Source organism: Winogradskyella haliclonae (assembly GCF_014635865.1).
In the GTDB taxonomy this organism is placed as follows: domain Bacteria; phylum Bacteroidota; class Bacteroidia; order Flavobacteriales; family Flavobacteriaceae; genus Winogradskyella; species Winogradskyella haliclonae.
In genome coordinates, this window is record NZ_BMDQ01000002.1 from 63,286 (window position 1) to 83,382 (window position 20,097).

The window sequence follows — 20,097 nt, forward strand, 5'->3', positions numbered from 1 at the left end:
TTTACACACATCAATTAAGAATAGAAACTATCAAAAGAGTCTTAAAAATAATAGGAAAAATTGCAGCAATCATAGTGCTGCTTTTTATTATTTTGGTACTAATTCTTTCTATTCCTGCTGTACAAACCAAACTTGGCAAGTACGCCACTAAACGCTTAAATGAAGAATATAAAACCAATATTAACATTGGTAAGGTTGGTCTTCAATTTAATGGCGATGTAGAACTCAAAGAAATTTTAATAAAAGATTATAAGTTAGATACGCTTTTTGCTATTAGTGAATTGAATACATCAATAATTAGTGTTAATAATTTATACAATGGCAAGCTTACTTTTGGAGATATTGATATAGAGGATTTAGTATTTAATCTCAAAACTTATGAAGGCGATACGGATACCAATTTAGATATTTTTGTAGAGCGTTTTGAAGATGATAACCCACGTCAAGGCCCAAGTAGTTTTTTATTATCGTCTAGTGATATCTCTATTTACAATGGTATATTCCGATTGACAGATGAGAATAAGGAAACTCCAGAAATTTTAGAGTTTACTGAGCTTAATGCCAACACTACTGATTTTTTAATTAATGGACCTGAAGTAAGAACACGAATAAATAAATTTAGTTTTCTTGATGCGCGTGGTGTTAGAGTAGAAAACCTAATGGCAAATTTTGAATATACGCTCGACCATATGAGTTTTGAGCAATTAAATATAAAAACTAAGGCCTCAAACTTAATTGGTAATCTTCGTTTTGATTATGACAGAAAAGATTTTAAAGCGTTTACAGATAAAGTAAAAGTATCTGCAAATTTTAAAGACTCTCATGTTCAATTGAGTGAACTCAATGCCTTTTATAATGAGTTTGGTTCCAATCAGAAGGCTAGTCTTAGTGTTGACTTATCAGGCACATTAAATGATTTGCATGCTAAGAACCTGAGTATTAGCACTACACGTAACACTAAAATAATAGGAGATTTAAAGCTTAAAAACTTGTTTAATGGCGCCGAAGATAATTTTGTATTGGATGGACGTTACAGAAACCTGTCATCAAATTATAGAGACTTAACAGCATTACTTCCTAATGTGCTTGGCAAATCTATTCCTACTGTGTTTACTAAAGTTGGTAATTTTAGATTGACAGGGACATCAGTAATTACAAGCGAAGCTATTGATGCTGATTTAGACATTACTACCGAGCTTGGTTTTGTAAAGTCTAATTTGAAATTAACCAACATAGATGATATCGATAATGCCAATTATGTGGGAAATATTATTCTCGAAGATTTTGACATAGGTACGATGCTTAACGACCCACTTGTTGGCGATACATCATTAAACCTTGATGTAGAAGGGAAAAATTTTGCTCTAGAAGATATTGAAACAAATATTAAAGGAAATGTCTCTTACTTAGATTATAATAACTACAGATATTCTGGTATTGATGTATCTGGAGATGTCGGAAAGCATATTTTTAATGGTAAGCTTAATACCAAAGACCCAAATATCATCTTGGACTTTAATGGTCTCGCAGACATGTCCGAAGAGATTAGGAAATTTGACTTTAAAGCTAATGTTACTTATGCTAATCTCAGAGCTTTAAATTTTGTTACTAGAGATAGTATTTCAGAGTTCCGAGGATTTGTAGATATGGCTGTCACTGGCTCTACTTACGATAATCTCCGTGGAAAAATAAATGTAAAGAACACAACGTATAAAAATCAAGACAAAAATTATAGCTTCAAGGATTTTGATATTATTTCATCCTTTGATGAAGATATCAGAACTATCGCAGTTAATTCTCCTGATATAATTAATGGTCAAGTAAAAGGGAAATTTAATATTGAAGAAATAGTTAAGCTTTCCGAAAATGCACTAGGTAGTATTTACACCAATTATAAGCCACATGATATTTCTGAAGGACAGTATTTAGACTTCAATTTTAAGATTTATAATCAAATCGCTGCTGTATTTGATAAAGACCTCAATATTGCGCCAAATACTAGAGTTAAAGGTCGTATTGAAACTGATGAAAAAGGTTTTGAACTTGAATTTAACTCACCCAAAATAGCATTCAAAGATTATATAGCTACAGATGTTAGTCTTGAGGTCGATAATAGTAATCCTGTTTATAACACATTTTTAGAAGTTAAAAAGTTAGATTCTGATATTTATAATGTTTCAGACTTTAGTCTGATTAATGTTACAAAACGCGATACACTTTTTATAAAGTCTGAGTTTAAAGGTGGAGAGAATAATGCTGATGATTACGATATGAATCTTTTTTATACTATTACTGAAGAGAACAAATCTGTTGTAGGTTTTCAAAAATCAGAACTTAAATTCAAAGGATTCGATTGGTTTGTAAACTCTAACAAAGACAATCTTAATAAAATAACATTCGATAGTAATTTTAATAATTTTAAGATAGATGATATTAGAGTAAATCAAGGAGAAGAAGAGATATTGTTAGCGGGTGTGTTGAGAGACTCTACGTATAAAGATTTAAATCTTGACTTTAAAAATGTTCAACTTGTCAAAATTACACCTAGAATAGACAGTTTAGCATTAGCAGGTCGTGTAAATGGAAAATTAGCATTATTGCAAAATGATGGTATTTACCTTCCTAAATCAGATATAGAAATTGAACAGTTTAATGTCAATCAATACAATTTAGGCAATCTAAAGGCTATTATTGAAGGTGATAATTCTTTAACTAAATACGGTATTGATATTGAGCTGCAAAACACAAATGTAAAAACATTAGAAGCTACAGGTTTTGTAGATGTTAATAAAAGAAACCCAAACATAAATGTTAATGTGGCTTTTGATGATTTCCTAATAGACCCGCTTAACCCATTAGGCGAAGGCGTGATTAGTAACATAAGAGGTCTAGTTTCGGGAAATGCAAAAGTTAGCGGAAGCTTAAAAAAACCAAGTATAGATGGTGAGTTATTATTAGATAAGGCTGGCCTAAGTATACCATATCTTAATGTCGATTATAGTTTTGACTTTGATTCACGAGTCACATTAAGAAAGCAACAGTTTGTTTTTAATAATGTAGCGCTTACCGATTCAAGATATTTTTCCACTGGTTTTTTAAATGGGTTTATTGAGCATAACAATTTTGGTGATTGGCAATTAGGACTGGATTTAACCACTGATAGGTTATTAGTATTAGACACTGAAGAATCAGAAGACGAACTCTATTACGGAACAGGCTTTGTTTCTGGGAAAGCAGATATTAAAGGTTATACAGATAATTTAACCATATATGTAGATGGTAAAACGGAAGAAGGCACAGTATTTAATATTCCATTAAATGATGCTGAGAGCTTTGGTGATAACTCATACATAAAGTTTTTAAGCCCAGAAGAAAAACTAGATAGAGCTAGAGGGCAAACTATAACTCAAACCGAAATTAAAGGATTAAATCTTGAGTTTAACCTTGATGTTAATCCCAACGCTGAAATTGAAATAGTTATTGATAAAGATTCGGGTAGTACGATAAAGGGTAGAGGAAATGGAAATTTAGGTATCTTCATTAATACCAATGGAAAATTTGAAATGTATGGAGATTTTGTTGTATCAGAAGGTACTTATAAATTTAAATATGGTGCAATTATAGAGAAGTTGTTTACAGTAGAACCTGATGGAAATATTACATGGGATGGTGAACCATTAAATGCAGAAATAAACCTTAAGGCATTATATAGCACAACTGCAAACCCTTCAGCATTATTGGATGCACCTATTAATAGAGAGATACCTGTGAATCTTGAAATTAATTTGACAGGTCGTTTAGAAAAACCAGATCCAGACTTTACATTCGATTTTCCAAATGTCGAGTCTACAATTAGAGCAGAACTTGATTATAGATTATCCTCAAAAGAGCAGCGAAGTAATCAGGCTATATTTTTATTATCTTCTGGTAGTTTCTTTGGTGGCTCTTTAGATTTTACAGGTACAATTTCCGAACGACTTAATGGTATTATTAGTAGTGTTTTTGGGGATGATAATGATAATTTCAAAGTTGGTGTAGATTTAGACTTGGCACAAAACAATCCTAATTTCGAAAACGAGAGTAGAGTTGGATTAACACTTCAGACAAAACTCTCAGAAAAAGTGCTAATAAATGGGAAGGTTGGTGTTCCTTTTGGTAGTACCACACAAACAACTATAGCTGGTGATGTACAGATAGATTGGTTATTAAATGATGATGGTACATTAAGAGCAACAGTATTTAATAGGGAAAATGCAATAAGAAATTTCGGTGAGGAAATTGGGTTTACTCAAGGGTTAGGGATTTCCTATAATGTAGAATTTGACAATTTTAAAGAACTCCTGCAAAAAATATTTTCTGGGAAGGACAAAAAAGATAAAAACAAAGTAAAAGAAGACACTAAAAAGACAGAGGAAGATGTTATGCCAGATTTCATGTCAGTGAAGAAAAAGCAAAATTGAGGCTCTAAAATTATCATATAACCAATTAAAGACTAAAATAATTATTAACTATAACGTTTGAGATGCTTTCGGCATCTTTTTTTTTATGATTTTAGTCATAATATTGTGTGTTTAGTTTCCTAATTTTACTGTAAATAAAAAATGTAAATGCTCAATACAATCAAAAAAATAGGTGTAATGACGTCTGGAGGTGACTCTCCAGGAATGAATGCAGCCATTCGTTCTGTTGTTAGAACATGCGCTTTTCATGACATAGAATGTTATGGGATTTACAGAGGTTATGAAGGCATGATTGAAGGCGATTTTGTTAAGATGGATGCGCGTAGTGTTAAAGGCATAATCAATAAAGGTGGCACAATCTTAAAATCTGCTCGCTCTAAAGAATTCAGAACTAAAGAAGGCAGGGCTAAGGCATATGACCAACTTAAAAAAGCAGAAATTGATGCTTTTGTAGTTGTTGGAGGTGACGGTAGTTTTACTGGAGCTATGGTGTTTAACCAAGAATATGGCTTTCCAGTAATGGGAATCCCAGGTACTATTGATAACGATATCTTTGGTACCACACATACTTTAGGCTATGATACAGCTTTAAATACTGCGGTAGATGCTATTGATAAGATTAGAGATACTGCGAGTTCTCATAATCGATTATTCTTTATTGAAGTTATGGGACGTGATGTCGGACATATTGCTCTTAATGTTGGTGTTGGTGCAGGTGCTGAAGAAATTTTAATTCCTGAAGAAGATTTAGGGCTAGATAGACTTTTAGAATCCTTAAGACGTAGTAAACAATCTGGTAAATCGTCAAGTATAGTTGTAGTAGCTGAAGGCGATAAAATTGGTAAAAATGTTTTCGAGTTAGCTGATTATGTTGAAGAAAACATGGTTGAATATGAAGTTAGGGTATCAGTTTTAGGTCATATGCAACGTGGCGGTGCGCCATCTTGCTTTGATAGAGTTTTAGCAAGTAGAATGGGTGTAAAGGCGGTTGAGAGTTTACTCGATGGAAAAAGTAACTATATGGTTGGTCTTAAAAATGATGTTATGGATTTAACACCATTTGATAAGGCTGTAAAAGGAAAATCAAAAATTAATATGGAACTCATTAGAGTTTCAGATATAATGACAATTTAATACAATAAACAAACAAGATAAAAAATGGCAAATTTAAAATTAGGAATTAACGGATTCGGAAGAATTGGAAGAATCGTATTCAGAGCAACAGTAAAGCGTGCAGATGTAGATGTCGTTGCTATTAATGATTTACTTGACGTTAATCACTTAGCATATTTATTAAAATACGACTCTGTTCATGGACGTTTTGACGGCACTGTCGAAGTAAAAGATGGACATCTAGTTGTAGATGGGAAGACGATTAGAGTTACTGCTGAACGTGACCCAAAAAATTTAAAATGGGACGAAGCTGGTGCTGAGGTAATTGCAGAGTGTACAGGTATTTTTACAACTATGGATACCGCAAATTACCATATTGAAGGTGGTGCAAAGAAAGTTGTTATTTCTGCACCAAGTAAAGATGCTCCTATGTTTGTTATGGGTGTTAATGATGATAAACTAACATCTAATCATAGCATCGTGTCAAATGCATCTTGTACTACAAACTGTTTAGCACCTTTAGCTAAAGTTATTGAAGACAATTTTGGTATAGAAGAAGCATTAATGACCACAATTCATGCGACAACTTCCACACAATTTACTGTTGATGCACCATCACGTAAAAATTACAGATTAGGGCGTAGTGCAATTAATAATATTATACCAACATCAACAGGAGCAGCAAAGGCAGTAGGTAAAGTTATTCCAAAATTAGATGGTAAACTTACGGGTATGGCATTTAGAGTGCCAACAGCAGATGTATCTGTAGTAGATTTAACTGTTAAGACAAAAAATGCGACTTCTATTGATGCTATAAAGGCTGCTATAAAAGAAGCTTCTAATGGCACTATGGATGGTATTATGGGATATACGGAAGATGCAGTTGTGTCTCAGGATTTTGTTAGCGAAGTAAAGACAAGTGTTTTTGACGCTGAAGCTTCAATAGAATTAAATCCAACATTCTTTAAATTAGTATCATGGTATGATAATGAATTTGGTTACTCTAACAAACTAGTAGATTTAGCTCAAAAAATAAATTCATTATAAATCTTAGAAATACTTAACATAAGATTCCGTAGGATTCGTATTTTCTAACCTACGGAATTTTATTTTTAAAATATAAGTTATGATTTTAATTACCGATGGTGGTTCTACTAAGTGTGACTGGATTGCAATAGATAATAATGGTAATCAAGCAGCAGAAAAAATTAGGACTAAAGGTTTAAACCCTGCCATAATTGAAGAAAAAAAGCTCAATAAAACTATAAAAAAGAAAAAGGCTTTGATGAAAATGGCATCAGAAGTCACACATATTTTCTTTTATGGTGCTGGTTGTGGTACCGAAAAACCAAGACAATTACTTAAAGGCGTTTTAGAAATTAATTTTCCAAATGCATTAGTAGAAGTTAGAGAAGATACTTATGCAGCTGTAAGAGCTTCTATAAACTCAGTAGATGAAGCAGCAATCGTATGTATTTTAGGTACAGGTTCTAACTGCAGCTATTTTGATGGTAGACAATTACACCAAAAGATTGATAGTTTAGGTTATATGCTTATGGATGACGCTAGCGGTAATTACTATGGTAAACAACTCATTCGTGATTATTATTTTAATAAGATGCCTGATACTATACGGCTAGCATTTGAACATAAACATAATCTGGAGGCAGATTTTATAAAGTATAATTTATACAAACAAGCAAACCCAAGTGCTTATTTAGCAAGTTTTGCGGAGTTTATGTTTTTAAATAAAGATTCTGAATACATTGTAAATATTATAAAAAACGGCATTCGTGTGTTTTCAGAAAATATGATTCTTCAATTTAAAGAAGAGATTAAAACTGTTCCAGTACATTTTGCCGGTTCAATAGCTTTTTTTGCTAAGGATGAAATTATTGAAGTAGCAAAGGAATATGGTTATACTGTGGGTAATTTTGTAAGACGCCCAATAGATGGCTTGGTTGATTACCACATAAAGAACTTATAATTTAATATTCTGTTAATAATTCTTGATATTGCTATTGTAAAACACATATTTTGGTTTTATCTTTGCCGTATCTTAAACTAAAAGACAACCCAATTATGTTCGAATTTGACCAGTATTTAGGATTTTTAGCGTTCTTAACCATTCTTACCATAGGATTTTGGTTAATGATATTCTTATTAACATTTGTAATTCCTTATTGGGTATTTGGTTCAGCAATTGAGCGTTTCAAAGAAATAATGGCGGAAAGAAAAGAAAAACGTTAAGCGAAATATATTTGCGCTATATATATAAGAGTTCCATATTGGGACTCTTTTTTTATGCCTATTATTTAGGTAAATTAGACCATTCAAAAAATCTTATGAAACGAGCATGTTAAAAAGCATATCACCCAAGGAAATGATAAATAGCCAACAGCATGACCTATGTAAAACAATAAATATAAACACATGAAATCACTCTATATTATATTTTTCTGCCTAGCCTTTGGATTAAATGCCCAACAAATACTACCAGAACGTGAACGCGCAGAAGCTGTAGATAATATTCTAAAGGATAGATTTAACAATCTATTGCCAAAGTTAATGGATGATACTGATTTTGATATGTGGATTTTAATTTCGAGAGAGTATAACGAAGACCCAGTATTGAAAACAATGTTGCCAGCAACTTGGTTAAATGCAAGGCGAAGAACAATTTTAGTATTCTACAGAAATAAAGAAAAGAATACAATCGAAAAATTAGCTGTGGCACGCTATAATTTTGGAGAAAATATAATCTCTGCTTGGGATAAAGATAAAGAACCAAATCAATGGAAGCGTTTGATTGAAATTATTGAAGAACGAAACCCCAAAACTATTGGATTGAATTACTCGGAAAGTTTTAATATCTGTGATGGTATTGTAAAAACAGATTATGAGACCTTCATGAATAATTTACCTGATAATTATAAACCTAGAATAAAATCAGCTGAAAAATTGGCTATAAGTTGGATAGAAACCCGAACAGAATTAGAAATGATAATCTATAACCAATTAGTAGACATTACTCACAACATTATTGAGGAAGCCTTTTCTGAAAAAGTTATTACACCAGGAATTACAACCACTACAGATGTAGAGTGGTGGATGCGAGATAAAGTAACAGCATTGGGTTTAGAGACTTGGTTTCATCCAACTGTAGATGTTCAGCGAACAGCGGAAAAATTAGGAAATCATTTATATGCATTTTCTAACCGTCCAGAAGATATGATTATTTTGCCTGGAGATTTATTGCATTGTGATTTTGGTATTACCTACTTAAGATTAAACACGGATTGTCAAGAATTAGCTTATGTTTTAAAACCAAACGAGAGCGCACCTCCTAAATTCTTACAAGAGGCATTAAAGGATGGTAATAGAGTTCAAGATATTTTTACAGATAATTTTAAAACAGGAAATACTGGTAATGCAATATTAGCAGAATCTTTAAGCAAAGGAAAAGCTGAAGGATTAAGACCTGCTATATATACGCACCCGTTAGGTACTTATGGGCATTCCTCTGGCACAACACTAGGCATGTGGGATTCACAAGGCGGTGTTCCTGTAAATGGTGATTATCCACTGCAAGAAAATACAGTTTATGCTATAGAATTAAATACAACGGTTACTATTCCTGAGTGGAAACGAGATATACGTATTATGCTTGAAGAAGCTGGTTTTTGGGGCGAAAATGGATTTAGATATGTCAATGGTCGACAAACAAAACTATTAACGATTCCTCGTGTTAAAGACCATCAGGGGAATTAGATTTTGAATGCTTGTAAAATAGATATGATGCTATTAAACCAACAAATGTAAAAAGTGCCATAATACCAAAAGCATGTTGTAAGCCAATAGCACCTTTGTTGGCATCTAAAAAGTAACCCATTAGTAAACCTGCAAAAATATCTGGGGTATAACCTACTATAGATATAAAGCCAACAGCGGTTCCTGTAACAGCTAATGGAATTTTCGCTTCTTCAAGTGTTGCAAAATATAAAACCCTAGCTGAGTAAACCCCCAATGCCATAGTTCCTATCGAAAGCGTAAATAAAAGTGTTTTAGAATCATCAATAATCCCTAGGTAAAAAATTAAACTCGTTATGGACATTAATAAGAATCCAATAATAATCCATAATGAGGCTCTAGTTCTATCTGCAAGTAAACCAGTAGTCACACCAATTACAGGTCGTAAATAGAGTAGGTAAGTGCCAACTTTGGCGGCTTCAATCTTATTGTAATTCATTACTTGTTCAGCATATTGACTAAAAAGATCAGTCATCTTATAACCATAATATGCGCATAGAATAATAATCATCAATAGCCAGACGGCTTTGTATCTCATGACTATTTTAAAATTGTCAATAGTAATAAGCTTCGCATTTTTTTCAGTCTTTTCAGAATTCTCAACATTTAATTTCAATAAGAAGTAAACACTAACACCAATTACAATCACTGCATAAGATGTGTATGTAATTACTTCTTTAAAAGCAATTCGCCGTTCTTCAACCGAAGTCAATTCAATATCTTTAGTAATGAATAGTGAAAAAATCAGAACACCTATAGAACCAAAAAGTGCAGCCACTAATCCACGCCCACCATCAAGAAACCCAAAAGCAATGCCTTGTTTATTTTTGCCACCCCAAATACGAGTTGCTTTTATCATTGGTGCCCAAAACAGGAATATTGTTGTAAATCCCCAAAACCCATATAAAACATGGAGATTAAAAAGATTAGGATAAGTTGCTAAGTATATGCCACCTAATCCTGTCAGAACAAGCGCCACAGACATTAATTGATTAGGCTTAAATCTATCAGCTAATGGTCCACCAAATAAATAAGAAAATAATGCTACAATGCCATAGACAGAAAAACAACTACCTAATTCTGTTTGCGAAATTGAAAACGACTCTAAAAAAGTAGTTCTAAATATACGCTGGAGAACAAATGGCAAAATAAAAACAGCTTCTGCGGCTAGTATCAATAAGACGATAACATATAGAGGCTGTTTTTGAGAGGAGTTGGTTTTCATACTATACTTGTAAAACCCCTAAATTAAATGGTTTTTCGATAGGAGCATGATTGGCGGCTTCAATTCCCATACTTATCCATGTTCTTGTATCTAAAGGGTCTATAATACCGTCTGTCCATAATCGAGCCGCTGCATAATATGGAGAAACTTGGTTATCGTATCTCGATTTTATTTTATTGAATAATTCTTCTTCTTTTTCTTTAGTAATGGTTTCGCCTTTCTTTTTGAGAGAAGCTGTTTCAATCTGTAATAGTACTTTAGCCGCAGATTTACCACTCATTACTGCCAACTCTGCACTTGGCCAAGCAACAATAAGATTTGGGTCGTATGCTTTACCACACATGGCATAATTACCAGCACCATAACTATTTCCAATAACAATTGTGAATTTCGGTACAACTGAGTTGCTAACAGCATTTACCATTTTGGCTCCATCTTTTATAATACCTCCATGCTCAGATTTACTTCCTACCATAAAACCAGTTACATCTTGAAGGAAAACCAGAGGAATCTTCTTCTGATTACAATTGGCTATAAAACGAGTGGCTTTATCAGCAGAGTCATTATAAATCACGCCGCCAAATTGCATTTCGGCTGGTTTAGTTTTTGCACCTATTGTTTTTACAATCTGGCGCTGATTAGCAACGATGCCGACGGCCCAACCGTCAATACGCGCATATCCTGTAATTATAGTTTGTCCATATCCTGCTTTATATTCTTCAAACTCTGAATGGTCTACTAATCTTTTAATAATGTCATTCATATCGTACTGGTCAGAACGACTTTTTGGTAAAACACCATAAATATCTTCAGGATTTTCTTTTGGTTTGGCGGATTTAATTCTATTGTAACCAGCTTTGTCAAAATCCCCAATCTTATCTACTATATTTTTTATGGTATCTAAAGCATCTTTATCATCTTTGGCTTTATAGTCCGTGACACCAGAAATTTCGCAATGGGTTGTTGCACCACCAAGAGTTTCGTTATCAATTGTTTCGCCAATTGCTGCTTTTACTAAATAGCTTCCAGCTAAAAAGATGCTACCAGTTTTATCTACGATGAGTGCTTCATCACTCATAATGGGCAAATAGGCACCACCAGCAACACAACTTCCCATTACAGCTGCAATTTGGGTAATTCCCATACTACTCATTACAGCATTATTTCTAAATATGCGGCCAAAGTGTTCTTTATCTGGGAATATTTCATCCTGCATAGGTAAAAATACACCAGCACTATCAACTAAATATACAATTGGCAACCTATTTTCTATAGAAATTTCTTGAGCACGTAAATTCTTTTTTCCAGTGATTGGGAACCATGCACCTGCTTTTACGGTAGCATCATTTGCAACAACGATACATTGTTTCCCTTTTATGTAACCAATCTTAACCACAACACCACCAGAAGGACATCCGCCATATTCAGGATACATATCTTCACCAGCAAAAGCACCAATCTCTATAGACTCTTTCTTAGAATCTAAAAGATAGTCTATGCGTTCTCTTGCTGTGAGTTTTCCTTTGGCATGGTGCTTATCAATACTCTTTTGTCCACCACCAAGTTTTACGCGCGCATGACGTTTTTTAAGTTCAGAGACTAGAAGTTTATTGTGGTCTTCGTTTTTATTGAATTTTATATCCATTGTGCTTTTCAAGTTTGAAGCGAATTTACAAAAGAATATGCTTTCGTTTTTATTGAAAATTACAAATGAAATGTTAAATATTAATTACATGGAAATATATTCCTTGGAAAATAAATATTTTTTCCATAGATTTGTATCATCAAAAACAATAAGACATGAAAAAAATAGTAGCCTTTGCAGGAAGTAATAGTAAAACATCAATAAATAAACAATTGGCAGTATATGCATCTAGCTTAGTTAGTGAAGTAGATGTGGAGGTATTAGATTTAAACGACTACAATTTACCCCTTTACGGTATGGATTTAGAGAATGAATCTGGGATACCAAAAAAAGCGCATGATTTTTTAGACAAAATTAAATCTACAGATGGTATAATTTTATCATTAGCAGAACATAATGGTACATATGCTACAGTTTTCAAAAATTTGTTTGACTGGATGTCCCGCATCGATAATAAATTATGGAGCGATAAGCCTATGTTATTAATGTCTACATCACCAGGTGCAAGAGGTGGTATTACCGGTCTTAACATAGCCGCTGACCGTTTTCAGTATATGGGTGGCAACATCGTTGGTAAATTTTCATTACCTTCATTTGGAGCTAATTTTTCAGATGGGAAAATTACAGATGAAGTATTAAATTCTGAATTACTTGAAGAGGCAAAACAGCTTAAGAATAGTATATAAAATATTTGTATGGGAGATTTATCAAAAGATATCAATTCAAAGTTTGATAGCAATAGAGTGAAAGCTTTATTAAATATTATATATACAGCAAATTGGATTTCGAGTTGTCAAAACGAATTTTTTAAACCTTTTGGAATATCTCCTCAACAATATAATATTCTTAGAATCTTAAGAGGTGCTGATGAACCATTGAAAGTACAGACCATTAAAGATAGAATGCTAGAACGTTCGCCTAATGCAACACGCCTAATGGATAAGTTATGTGCTAAAGAATATATAGAGCGTTTGCCATCAGAACACGATAGACGAGTTGTAAAAATTATCATTACAGAAAAAGGATTACAATTACTTAATTCTATTCCTAAAAATTTAAATAGAGATTTATTAAAAAATCTAAATGAACAAGAAGCAGAACAATTAAGCAATCTGCTAGATAAAATGCGATAGACATTTTTTTAATCATATATTTTCCATGGAAAATATTAAATCAATGCATCATGAAACATAATACAATAAAAAGAGTAGGGCGGAGCGATATGGTAAATATGGGGCCAATACGTTTGCGTCAACCATTACCAACTCAGCAGATAGATATGGTGGATCCATTTATACTATTGCATCACTATGGACCATATAAAATTGATGAAAGAAGTAACCCATTTGATTTAGGTCCACATCCGCATCGTGGTTTTGAGCCAGTTACATTTCTTATTCAAGGAGAGCAGTTACATCGTGACTCTTTAGGAAATGAAAGCATTGTTAAAGCTGGAGATGTACAATGGACAACAGCTGGTCGAGGAATTATTCATGCAGAAGGCCCAACAAAAGATTTTGTTAGAAAAGGAGGTACTATAGAAGGTATTCAACTTTGGTTGAATCTGCCCGCTGAAAAGAAAATGATTCAGCCAAAATATCAGCATGCTAAGTATGAAGACTTTAATACGATTCTTTCAGAAGACACTATGGTAGAAACTAGAATAATAGCTGGAGAGATAAATAATGAATTTGGAAAGATAGCCACACAAACACCGGTTAATGCTTTTATGATCGATGCTAAAGCAAACGGTTCGGAGACAATTCAATTTTTAAATTCGCACCAAGGCATGTTGTATTTACTAAATGGGAAAGCGAAAATTAATAACAAAGAAACTTTAGAATTAAATGAAAACCAGTTTATCCAGTTTAATCAAGATGGCAATGGGTTTTATATAGAAGCATTAGAGGATAGTTTGTTATTATTTCTATCGGGAGAGCCATTTAATGAGCCAGTGAAAACTTACGGACCTTATGTAATGAATACTCAAACTGAAATCATGGAAGCCTTAAGAGATTATCAAATGGGAAAAATGGGATTTCTGCCAGCTTCTTATTAAAACTATAATATTATGAAAACAATAATTCACAAAGCAAAAACACGAGGATATGCAGACCATGGTTGGTTAAAATCGCATCATACCTTTAGCTTCTCAAGTTATCAGAATCCAGAGCGAATGAATTTTGGAGCTTTAAGAGTCTTAAATGATGATGTTGTAAAACCAAAGATGGGATTTGGGACACATCCGCACCAAAACATGGAAATTATTTCCATTCCATTAAAAGGCGCTTTATCTCATAAAGATAGTATGGGTAATAAACGTGCAATAGAAGTAGGAGAAGTACAGGTTATGAGTGCAGGAACTGGTTTGACACATTCAGAATTCAATGACAGTAAAACAGAAGAGGTTAACTTTTTGCAATTATGGATTATACCAGAAAAAATGAGTGTTGAACCTAACTATGAGCAACGTCAGTTTTCAGATGAAGGTAAAAAGAATCAACTTCAAACTGTAGTAGCTCCTAAAGATAAATTAGAAGGTGATGCTTTGCCAATAAGTCAACAGGCATACATCTATCGCAGTAGGTTAGATGCTAACAACTCGGTGACTTTAGATTTAAAATCTGATGCTAATGGACTGTATATTTTTGTTGCTGAAGGTCAGGTTAGGATATCTGATGCAATTTTAGAAAACCGAGACGCGATAGGTGTTTTAGAAGTAAATTCGTTAGAAATCAAAGCCAATAAAGATTCTGACTTAATCATTATTGAGGTACCAATGATATAAGCAGAACATCGTGATTAATTGATAAAAGCATTCTAAAAATTAGAATGCTTTTTTCGGTTAAAAATGCGATATTTGTCTTTCCCTTAAAAATTTTGAAATATGGCAATGAATAAAAACACAGTGTTGGCTTGGGCCACAGTTATTATGATAATAGTTGGATTATGTTTAATTGGATTAGGAGCATTCCGATATGATGATGTTGCTGGTTGGGGATTTGCTGCTGTAGGTGGTGGATTCTTTTGTATTGCCTGGGTTTTTAATGCATTAAAAGGTAGAGTATAATGAGTGATGATAAGAAGATAATTTTTTCAATGTCTGGTGTTACCAAGACATTTCAATCTGCAAACACACCAGTCTTAAAGAACATTTATTTAAGTTTTTTTTACGGCGCTAAAATTGGCATTCTTGGGCTTAATGGTTCTGGTAAGTCTACATTATTAAAAATAATCGCTGGAGTAGATAAAAATTATCAAGGCGATGTTGTGTTTTCTCAAGATTACTCAGTTGGATATTTGGAACAAGAACCAATATTAGATGAAAACAAAACAGTACTCGAAGTTGTAAAAGAAGGAGCAGCAGAAACTGTAGCTATTCTTGATGAATACAATAAAATTAATGACCAGTTTGGATTAGAAGAAGTATATAGTGATCCAGATAAGATGGAAAAGTTAATGAATCGTCAGGCTGAGTTACAAGACCAAATTGATGCATCAAATGCTTGGGAGTTAGACACAAAGCTTGAAATAGCAATGGATGCGCTAAGAACTCCAGATGGTGACAAAAAAATAAGTGTACTTTCTGGCGGCGAACGCCGTCGTGTGGCATTATGCCGTTTGCTATTAAAAGAGCCAGATGTATTATTATTAGATGAACCAACAAACCATTTAGATGCGGAATCTGTACATTGGTTAGAACATCATTTGGCACAATATAAAGGAACAGTTATAGCTGTTACTCACGATAGATACTTCTTAGATAATGTTGCTGGTTGGATTCTAGAACTAGATCGCGGAGAAGGCATACCATGGAAAGGAAATTACTCGTCTTGGTTAGATCAAAAATCTAAGCGTATGGCTCAGGAAAGTAAAACTGCTTCTAAACGCCAAAAAACATTAGAACGTGAGCTAGAATGGGTGCGTCAAGGCGCCAAAGGTCGCCAGACAAAACAAAAAGCACGTTTAAAAAATTACGATAAGTTAATGAGTCAGGACCAAAAACAGCTTGACGAAAAGCTTGAAATTTATATACCTAACGGACCACGTCTTGGGACAAATGTTATTGAAGCCAAAGGTGTTAGTAAAGGATATGATGATAAGCTACTTTATGAAGATTTAAACTTTAATCTGCCACAAGCTGGTATAGTAGGTGTTATTGGGCCTAATGGTGCTGGAAAGACTACAATTTTTAGAATGATAATGGGTGAGGAAACGCCTGATAAAGGCGAATTTACTTTAGGAGAAACCGCAAAAATTGCTTATGTCGATCAATCACATTCTAATATAGACCAGAATAAAACCATTTGGCAAAACTTTAGTGACGAGCAAGAGTTGATAATGATGGGTGGAAAGCAAGTCAATTCTAGAGCTTATTTAAGTCGATTTAATTTTTCTGGTAGCGAACAGAATAAAAAGGTAAGTCTTTTATCTGGTGGAGAGCGTAACCGTTTGCATTTAGCAATGACTCTAAAAGAAGAAGGTAATGTGCTTTTATTAGATGAGCCAACAAACGATTTGGATGTAAATACATTAAGAGCTTTAGAGGAAGGTTTAGAAAACTTTGCAGGTTGTGCTGTTGTTATTAGTCACGACAGATGGTTTTTAGATAGAATATGTACACACATTTTAGCTTTTGAAGGTGATTCACAAGTGTATTTCTTTGAAGGTAGTTTTTCAGATTACGAAGAAAATAAGAAAAAGCGTTTAGGTGGTGATTTAATGCCAAAGCGTATTAAGTATAAAAAACTGGTGAGATAAGTGTCAGTCACTTTTATTTATAAAAACAAAAAAACCAGCTGTATAAGCTGGTTTTTTTTATTAAAACTATTTTTTATAAATCATCATACAGATGACCACTTGTAAAATCTTGATAGGATTCATCAACCTCTTTAAAAGCATTTGTTTCCATAAGTCTCTTATTCTGAGCCTTAAGTTTATACATCTTAATTACCGCAATAGCAATCAAAACAATAAAAACAAAGCATACTGTTAAGAGGATAAGTGTAAGCTGATGAGTACTTACAGCTGAAGAATTAAGTAGGAAAATTCCTTTCATCTTTGATTAATTTAGACTTGGATACAGTGCGAATATAGTAAAAAAGTCGAATTTATAACTTATTCAGAATAAATATTTTACAATTTAGTTATTAACATTTTAACGATTAAGTGTTTATTATATAGGACAAACAGCACGTATTTGCTTGGTATTTAGCCAATATATCATAGATGTAACAATATTAATAATAGGTATACTTATATTTTGCTGGGAAAGTTTTTATAGTCATAAAAAATGACGAAATTGCTTAACCATAATTGTACAACCTTAAAACATACTATAAAATATGTCTGATGATTTTGACTTACTAGAAACCAATTCTCAAGAAAAACCTGAAAAAGTTGATGTCAATTGGGGGAAAGCCATTGACCAAATGAAATCTAAGTTAGCTCAAGAAGATGACCCAGAAAGTCGTCAAAAAATTCTTAATGCAACATTAGATAATGTTGTAGATATGGCAGAAAAAGATAGAACTACACTTCTTGATGCTATAAAGGACTTAACTGACTATCAAGATGAGGTTGGTATTATGTTCGAAGGATTTTCAGCATTAAATAAAGCAGAACAAAAAATCATTGACGACGCTATTAAACGCTTAGAGCGCGCAAAAGTTGAACTTGAAGATGCTAAAAACAAACCAGATACCTGGTGGAATAATCTTTGGGGACGTAAAGGAAAGATTAGAGATGCTGAAAGTGAATTAGTATCTGCTCAAAAAGAACGTGACGCTGCTGATAACAAAGCTAAAGCTATGTTTCAAGAGCGTATTGAGACTGCTGATGTTCAGACCTTGCTAAATGAATTATCATTTAAGAGTCAAGCAGCAATTAAGCGTCTTAAAGATCGCGAGGTCGAAATAAAAGAAGTTGAAGATAAATTGCAAGATGCAATTGTTGAAGCTAGTAAAAATCATACTAAAGCTTTAGAAAAGAAAGCCGAAGTTGAAGATAAACTAGAAGCAGAGTATGCATTATTAAAGCAAGCTCGTCAAGCATTAACAGATGTAGCTGATAAACAATCTACAGAATATTCTGAAGCTTTATCTAAAGTTACCAAGTTAGAACAATCTGTTGAAGAATTGGAAGGTCTTAAAAACGCCTATACAACTTTAGCAGCTTCTAAAGATAGTTTTGTGCATAAACATAACTTAACAATTAAGGTATTAACCTCTTTACGTAGTAACCTACAAACCCATCGTGCTAAATTAAAGTCTGACACAGACGAAAGATTAAAATACTACGATGGTTATGTTGTAGCATTAAAAGCTCGTACAGACCAAGAGTTTGCTGCAATACTAGAGCACTTAGGTGTTAAAACAGATGAGCATATTGGAGAAACACTTGCCGCAATGCATACAGCGAGTGCTAAGGCACGACAAGACATGATGGATAATATCCCAGTTCATGAGAAAGTTATGCAAGGTATTTATGGTAGCTATGCAGAAGCACTTAAAGAGATAAGAAATAAAGATATAGAATTACAGAAAAATTTTGCAGACCGTTATGGTATTGATATGAAAGAAATCTTTGATGAGTACTATAATTCTGAAAATACGGTACCAAATCCAGAAGGTGATAATTCTGGAGGAGATAACCCAGAACCTAAACCAGAAGCAGAAGACGATTTATTAGGATAATAAATTTGTAACTCAGTAATTAAGTCGGCAGTTTACAGTATGTTAATAAATACATATTATAGACTGCTTACTATTTATTGTCTACTGAACACAAGAAAATGATTGTAACCCCATTAGATTCAGCGCAATTAGACTCCAAGCAGCAGTATGAGTTTTACCATCGTATGGTAGACTTTACGGTTAAGGAGCTTATTGTAAAAATGCAACAGCAACAGCTTTGTGCCGAGCAAGAATTGGTATTTTTTAAACAGTATTGCGATTTATTACTATACTCTATAGAAGCAATGCGGGTAAAGTATATGTATGATGATGAGGATAACATGAAGATAGATTTAACAGATTCTGGGTTTCCAAATTATTTAGAGTTTCGTTATCTGTTTAATGATTTAGCCCTTCGAGAGGAATATCTAAATAGGCTTACCGATATCAATGTTCTACAAGATGAATTTTTAGACACACTGATGCGTAAGAAAGAACCGATAAAAAAATCACGTTTATTTCAAGCAGCATCAATTGTTTATTATACCAATGTAAAGCAGCAGTTTATTTTTAACCGTTTTGTACAAGGTAAAATTCTAAAATCTCCAAAACCTGAAGTTGCAGATTACATGACCAGTTGGAGCTTTTATGATGTATCGCATAATAGACCTTTTATTTGCTTTATGTACTTTAATTATGATGGTAGAGATCCAAATAAAGAAAAAGCTGAAATCTATCAAGCTATTAAACAATCTGCTGATCGTAAAATGAATTTGGATGCTATGGCCTATGCTATAGATAGAAAGTTACCAGAAATTCTACCAAAGCATGTAAAGCGTATTGATTTAGGACCATTACATAATGTCTTTGCAAAAGACGAAAACGAAATAACGCATGCAATTTTAGATGCCATTTCTAAAAAGGAAATTCCTCTAGAGAGTTATGCGTTTTCATTAAAAATAGATGAGATAAAATCCACATCAGAGTTTAAAGAAGGCAGCTTTTTTAGTAAACAAACATTTCAACGTTGGGGTGAAGTGATAAAGCAAAAATATGTTTTAGCACCACACCGTATGATTCAATTATTATATAACAAAACACCCGAAGTTATTGACAAACTGGCTAAACCGCCAATTCAAGTTTCGGATTTATAGCTAACCGCTAAACACA

The 20,097-nt window shown here is 33.3% G+C and carries 17 protein-coding genes; 14 read left to right on the forward strand and 3 right to left on the reverse strand.

Annotated elements, in window-relative coordinates; translation table 11 throughout:
• Positions 1-92 precede the first annotated feature (92 nt).
• From IEV10_RS08370 to IEV10_RS08395, 6 genes are all read left to right on the forward strand, one after another.
• A complete protein-coding gene (locus tag IEV10_RS08370; RefSeq protein ID WP_229719665.1) occupies positions 93-4,460 on the forward strand; it encodes a translocation/assembly module TamB domain-containing protein in 4,368 nt (1,455 codons plus the stop codon).
• A gap of 147 nt (positions 4,461-4,607) precedes the next feature.
• Positions 4,608-5,594, forward strand: a complete 987-nt coding sequence (pfkA, locus tag IEV10_RS08375; RefSeq protein ID WP_188374264.1) for a 6-phosphofructokinase — start codon at positions 4,608-4,610, stop codon at positions 5,592-5,594.
• Positions 5,595-5,618: 24 nt separating this feature from the next.
• Positions 5,619-6,620: a type I glyceraldehyde-3-phosphate dehydrogenase gene (gene gap, locus IEV10_RS08380; protein ID WP_188374265.1), complete on the forward strand. Its 1,002-nt coding sequence runs from the start codon at positions 5,619-5,621 to the stop codon at positions 6,618-6,620.
• 79 nt (positions 6,621-6,699) lie between these two features.
• Complete coding sequence (locus IEV10_RS08385) at positions 6,700-7,560, forward strand: N-acetylglucosamine kinase (RefSeq protein WP_188374266.1); 861 nt, start codon at positions 6,700-6,702, stop codon at positions 7,558-7,560.
• A 95-nt stretch (positions 7,561-7,655) separates the two neighbouring features.
• The gene (locus tag IEV10_RS08390) at positions 7,656-7,823 is read left to right on the forward strand and encodes a hypothetical protein (RefSeq protein WP_188374267.1); all 168 of its coding nucleotides are present in this window, start codon (positions 7,656-7,658) and stop codon (positions 7,821-7,823) included.
• A 183-nt stretch (positions 7,824-8,006) separates the two neighbouring features.
• Positions 8,007-9,344: a M24 family metallopeptidase gene (locus tag IEV10_RS08395; protein WP_188374268.1), complete on the forward strand. Its 1,338-nt coding sequence runs from the start codon at positions 8,007-8,009 to the stop codon at positions 9,342-9,344.
• On the opposite strand, the gene IEV10_RS08400 is transcribed toward IEV10_RS08395, so the two are convergent.
• Both IEV10_RS08400 and IEV10_RS08405 read right to left on the reverse strand, forming a co-directional pair.
• Positions 9,322-10,608: an MFS transporter gene (locus tag IEV10_RS08400; protein ID WP_188374269.1), complete on the reverse strand. Its 1,287-nt coding sequence runs from the start codon at positions 10,606-10,608 to the stop codon at positions 9,322-9,324. The two genes, IEV10_RS08395 and IEV10_RS08400, sit on opposite strands and share 23 nt — an antisense overlap.
• A 1-nt stretch (position 10,609) precedes the next feature.
• Positions 10,610-12,253: an acyl-CoA carboxylase subunit beta gene (locus tag IEV10_RS08405; RefSeq protein ID WP_188374270.1), complete on the reverse strand. Its 1,644-nt coding sequence runs from the start codon at positions 12,251-12,253 to the stop codon at positions 10,610-10,612.
• 155 nt (positions 12,254-12,408) lie between these two features.
• Here IEV10_RS08405 and IEV10_RS08410 point away from each other — a divergent pair, with 155 nt between their 5' ends.
• From IEV10_RS08410 to ettA, 6 genes are all read left to right on the forward strand, one after another.
• The gene (locus IEV10_RS08410; protein WP_188374271.1) at positions 12,409-12,939 is read left to right on the forward strand and encodes an NADPH-dependent FMN reductase; all 531 of its coding nucleotides are present in this window, start codon (positions 12,409-12,411) and stop codon (positions 12,937-12,939) included.
• A 9-nt stretch (positions 12,940-12,948) separates the two neighbouring features.
• On the forward strand, positions 12,949-13,386 hold the full coding sequence (locus IEV10_RS08415) for a MarR family winged helix-turn-helix transcriptional regulator (RefSeq protein ID WP_188374272.1): 438 nt from the start codon (positions 12,949-12,951) through the stop codon (positions 13,384-13,386).
• Positions 13,387-13,436: 50 nt separating this feature from the next.
• Positions 13,437-14,312, forward strand: a complete 876-nt coding sequence (locus IEV10_RS08420) for a pirin family protein (RefSeq protein WP_188374273.1) — start codon at positions 13,437-13,439, stop codon at positions 14,310-14,312.
• Between the two features lie 12 nt (positions 14,313-14,324).
• Positions 14,325-15,041 carry a pirin family protein gene (locus IEV10_RS08425; protein ID WP_188374274.1) on the forward strand — a complete coding sequence of 239 codons (717 nt, stop codon included), beginning with the start codon at positions 14,325-14,327 and terminating at the stop codon, positions 15,039-15,041.
• A gap of 99 nt (positions 15,042-15,140) precedes the next feature.
• Positions 15,141-15,323 (forward strand): CAL67264 family membrane protein, encoded by a 183-nt coding sequence (locus IEV10_RS08430; RefSeq protein WP_188374275.1) that lies wholly within the window; start codon positions 15,141-15,143, stop codon positions 15,321-15,323.
• Complete coding sequence (gene ettA / locus IEV10_RS08435; RefSeq protein ID WP_188374276.1) at positions 15,323-17,014, forward strand: energy-dependent translational throttle protein EttA; 1,692 nt, start codon at positions 15,323-15,325, stop codon at positions 17,012-17,014. Before IEV10_RS08430 ends, ettA begins: the two co-directional genes overlap by 1 nt.
• A 73-nt stretch (positions 17,015-17,087) precedes the next feature.
• Here the strand turns inward: ettA and IEV10_RS08440 are convergent, their stop codons facing one another.
• Positions 17,088-17,312, reverse strand: coding sequence for a hypothetical protein (locus IEV10_RS08440; RefSeq protein WP_188374277.1), 225 nt, complete (start codon positions 17,310-17,312; stop codon positions 17,088-17,090).
• 286 nt (positions 17,313-17,598) lie between these two features.
• Here IEV10_RS08440 and IEV10_RS08445 point away from each other — a divergent pair, with 286 nt between their 5' ends.
• Together IEV10_RS08445 and IEV10_RS08450 are read left to right on the forward strand one after the other, a co-directional pair.
• Positions 17,599-18,948 (forward strand): coiled-coil domain-containing protein, encoded by a 1,350-nt coding sequence (locus IEV10_RS08445; RefSeq protein ID WP_188374278.1) that lies wholly within the window; start codon positions 17,599-17,601, stop codon positions 18,946-18,948.
• Positions 18,949-19,046: 98 nt separating this feature from the next.
• Positions 19,047-20,081, forward strand: a complete 1,035-nt coding sequence (locus tag IEV10_RS08450) for a hypothetical protein (RefSeq protein WP_188374279.1) — start codon at positions 19,047-19,049, stop codon at positions 20,079-20,081.
• Positions 20,082-20,097 lie beyond the last annotated feature (16 nt).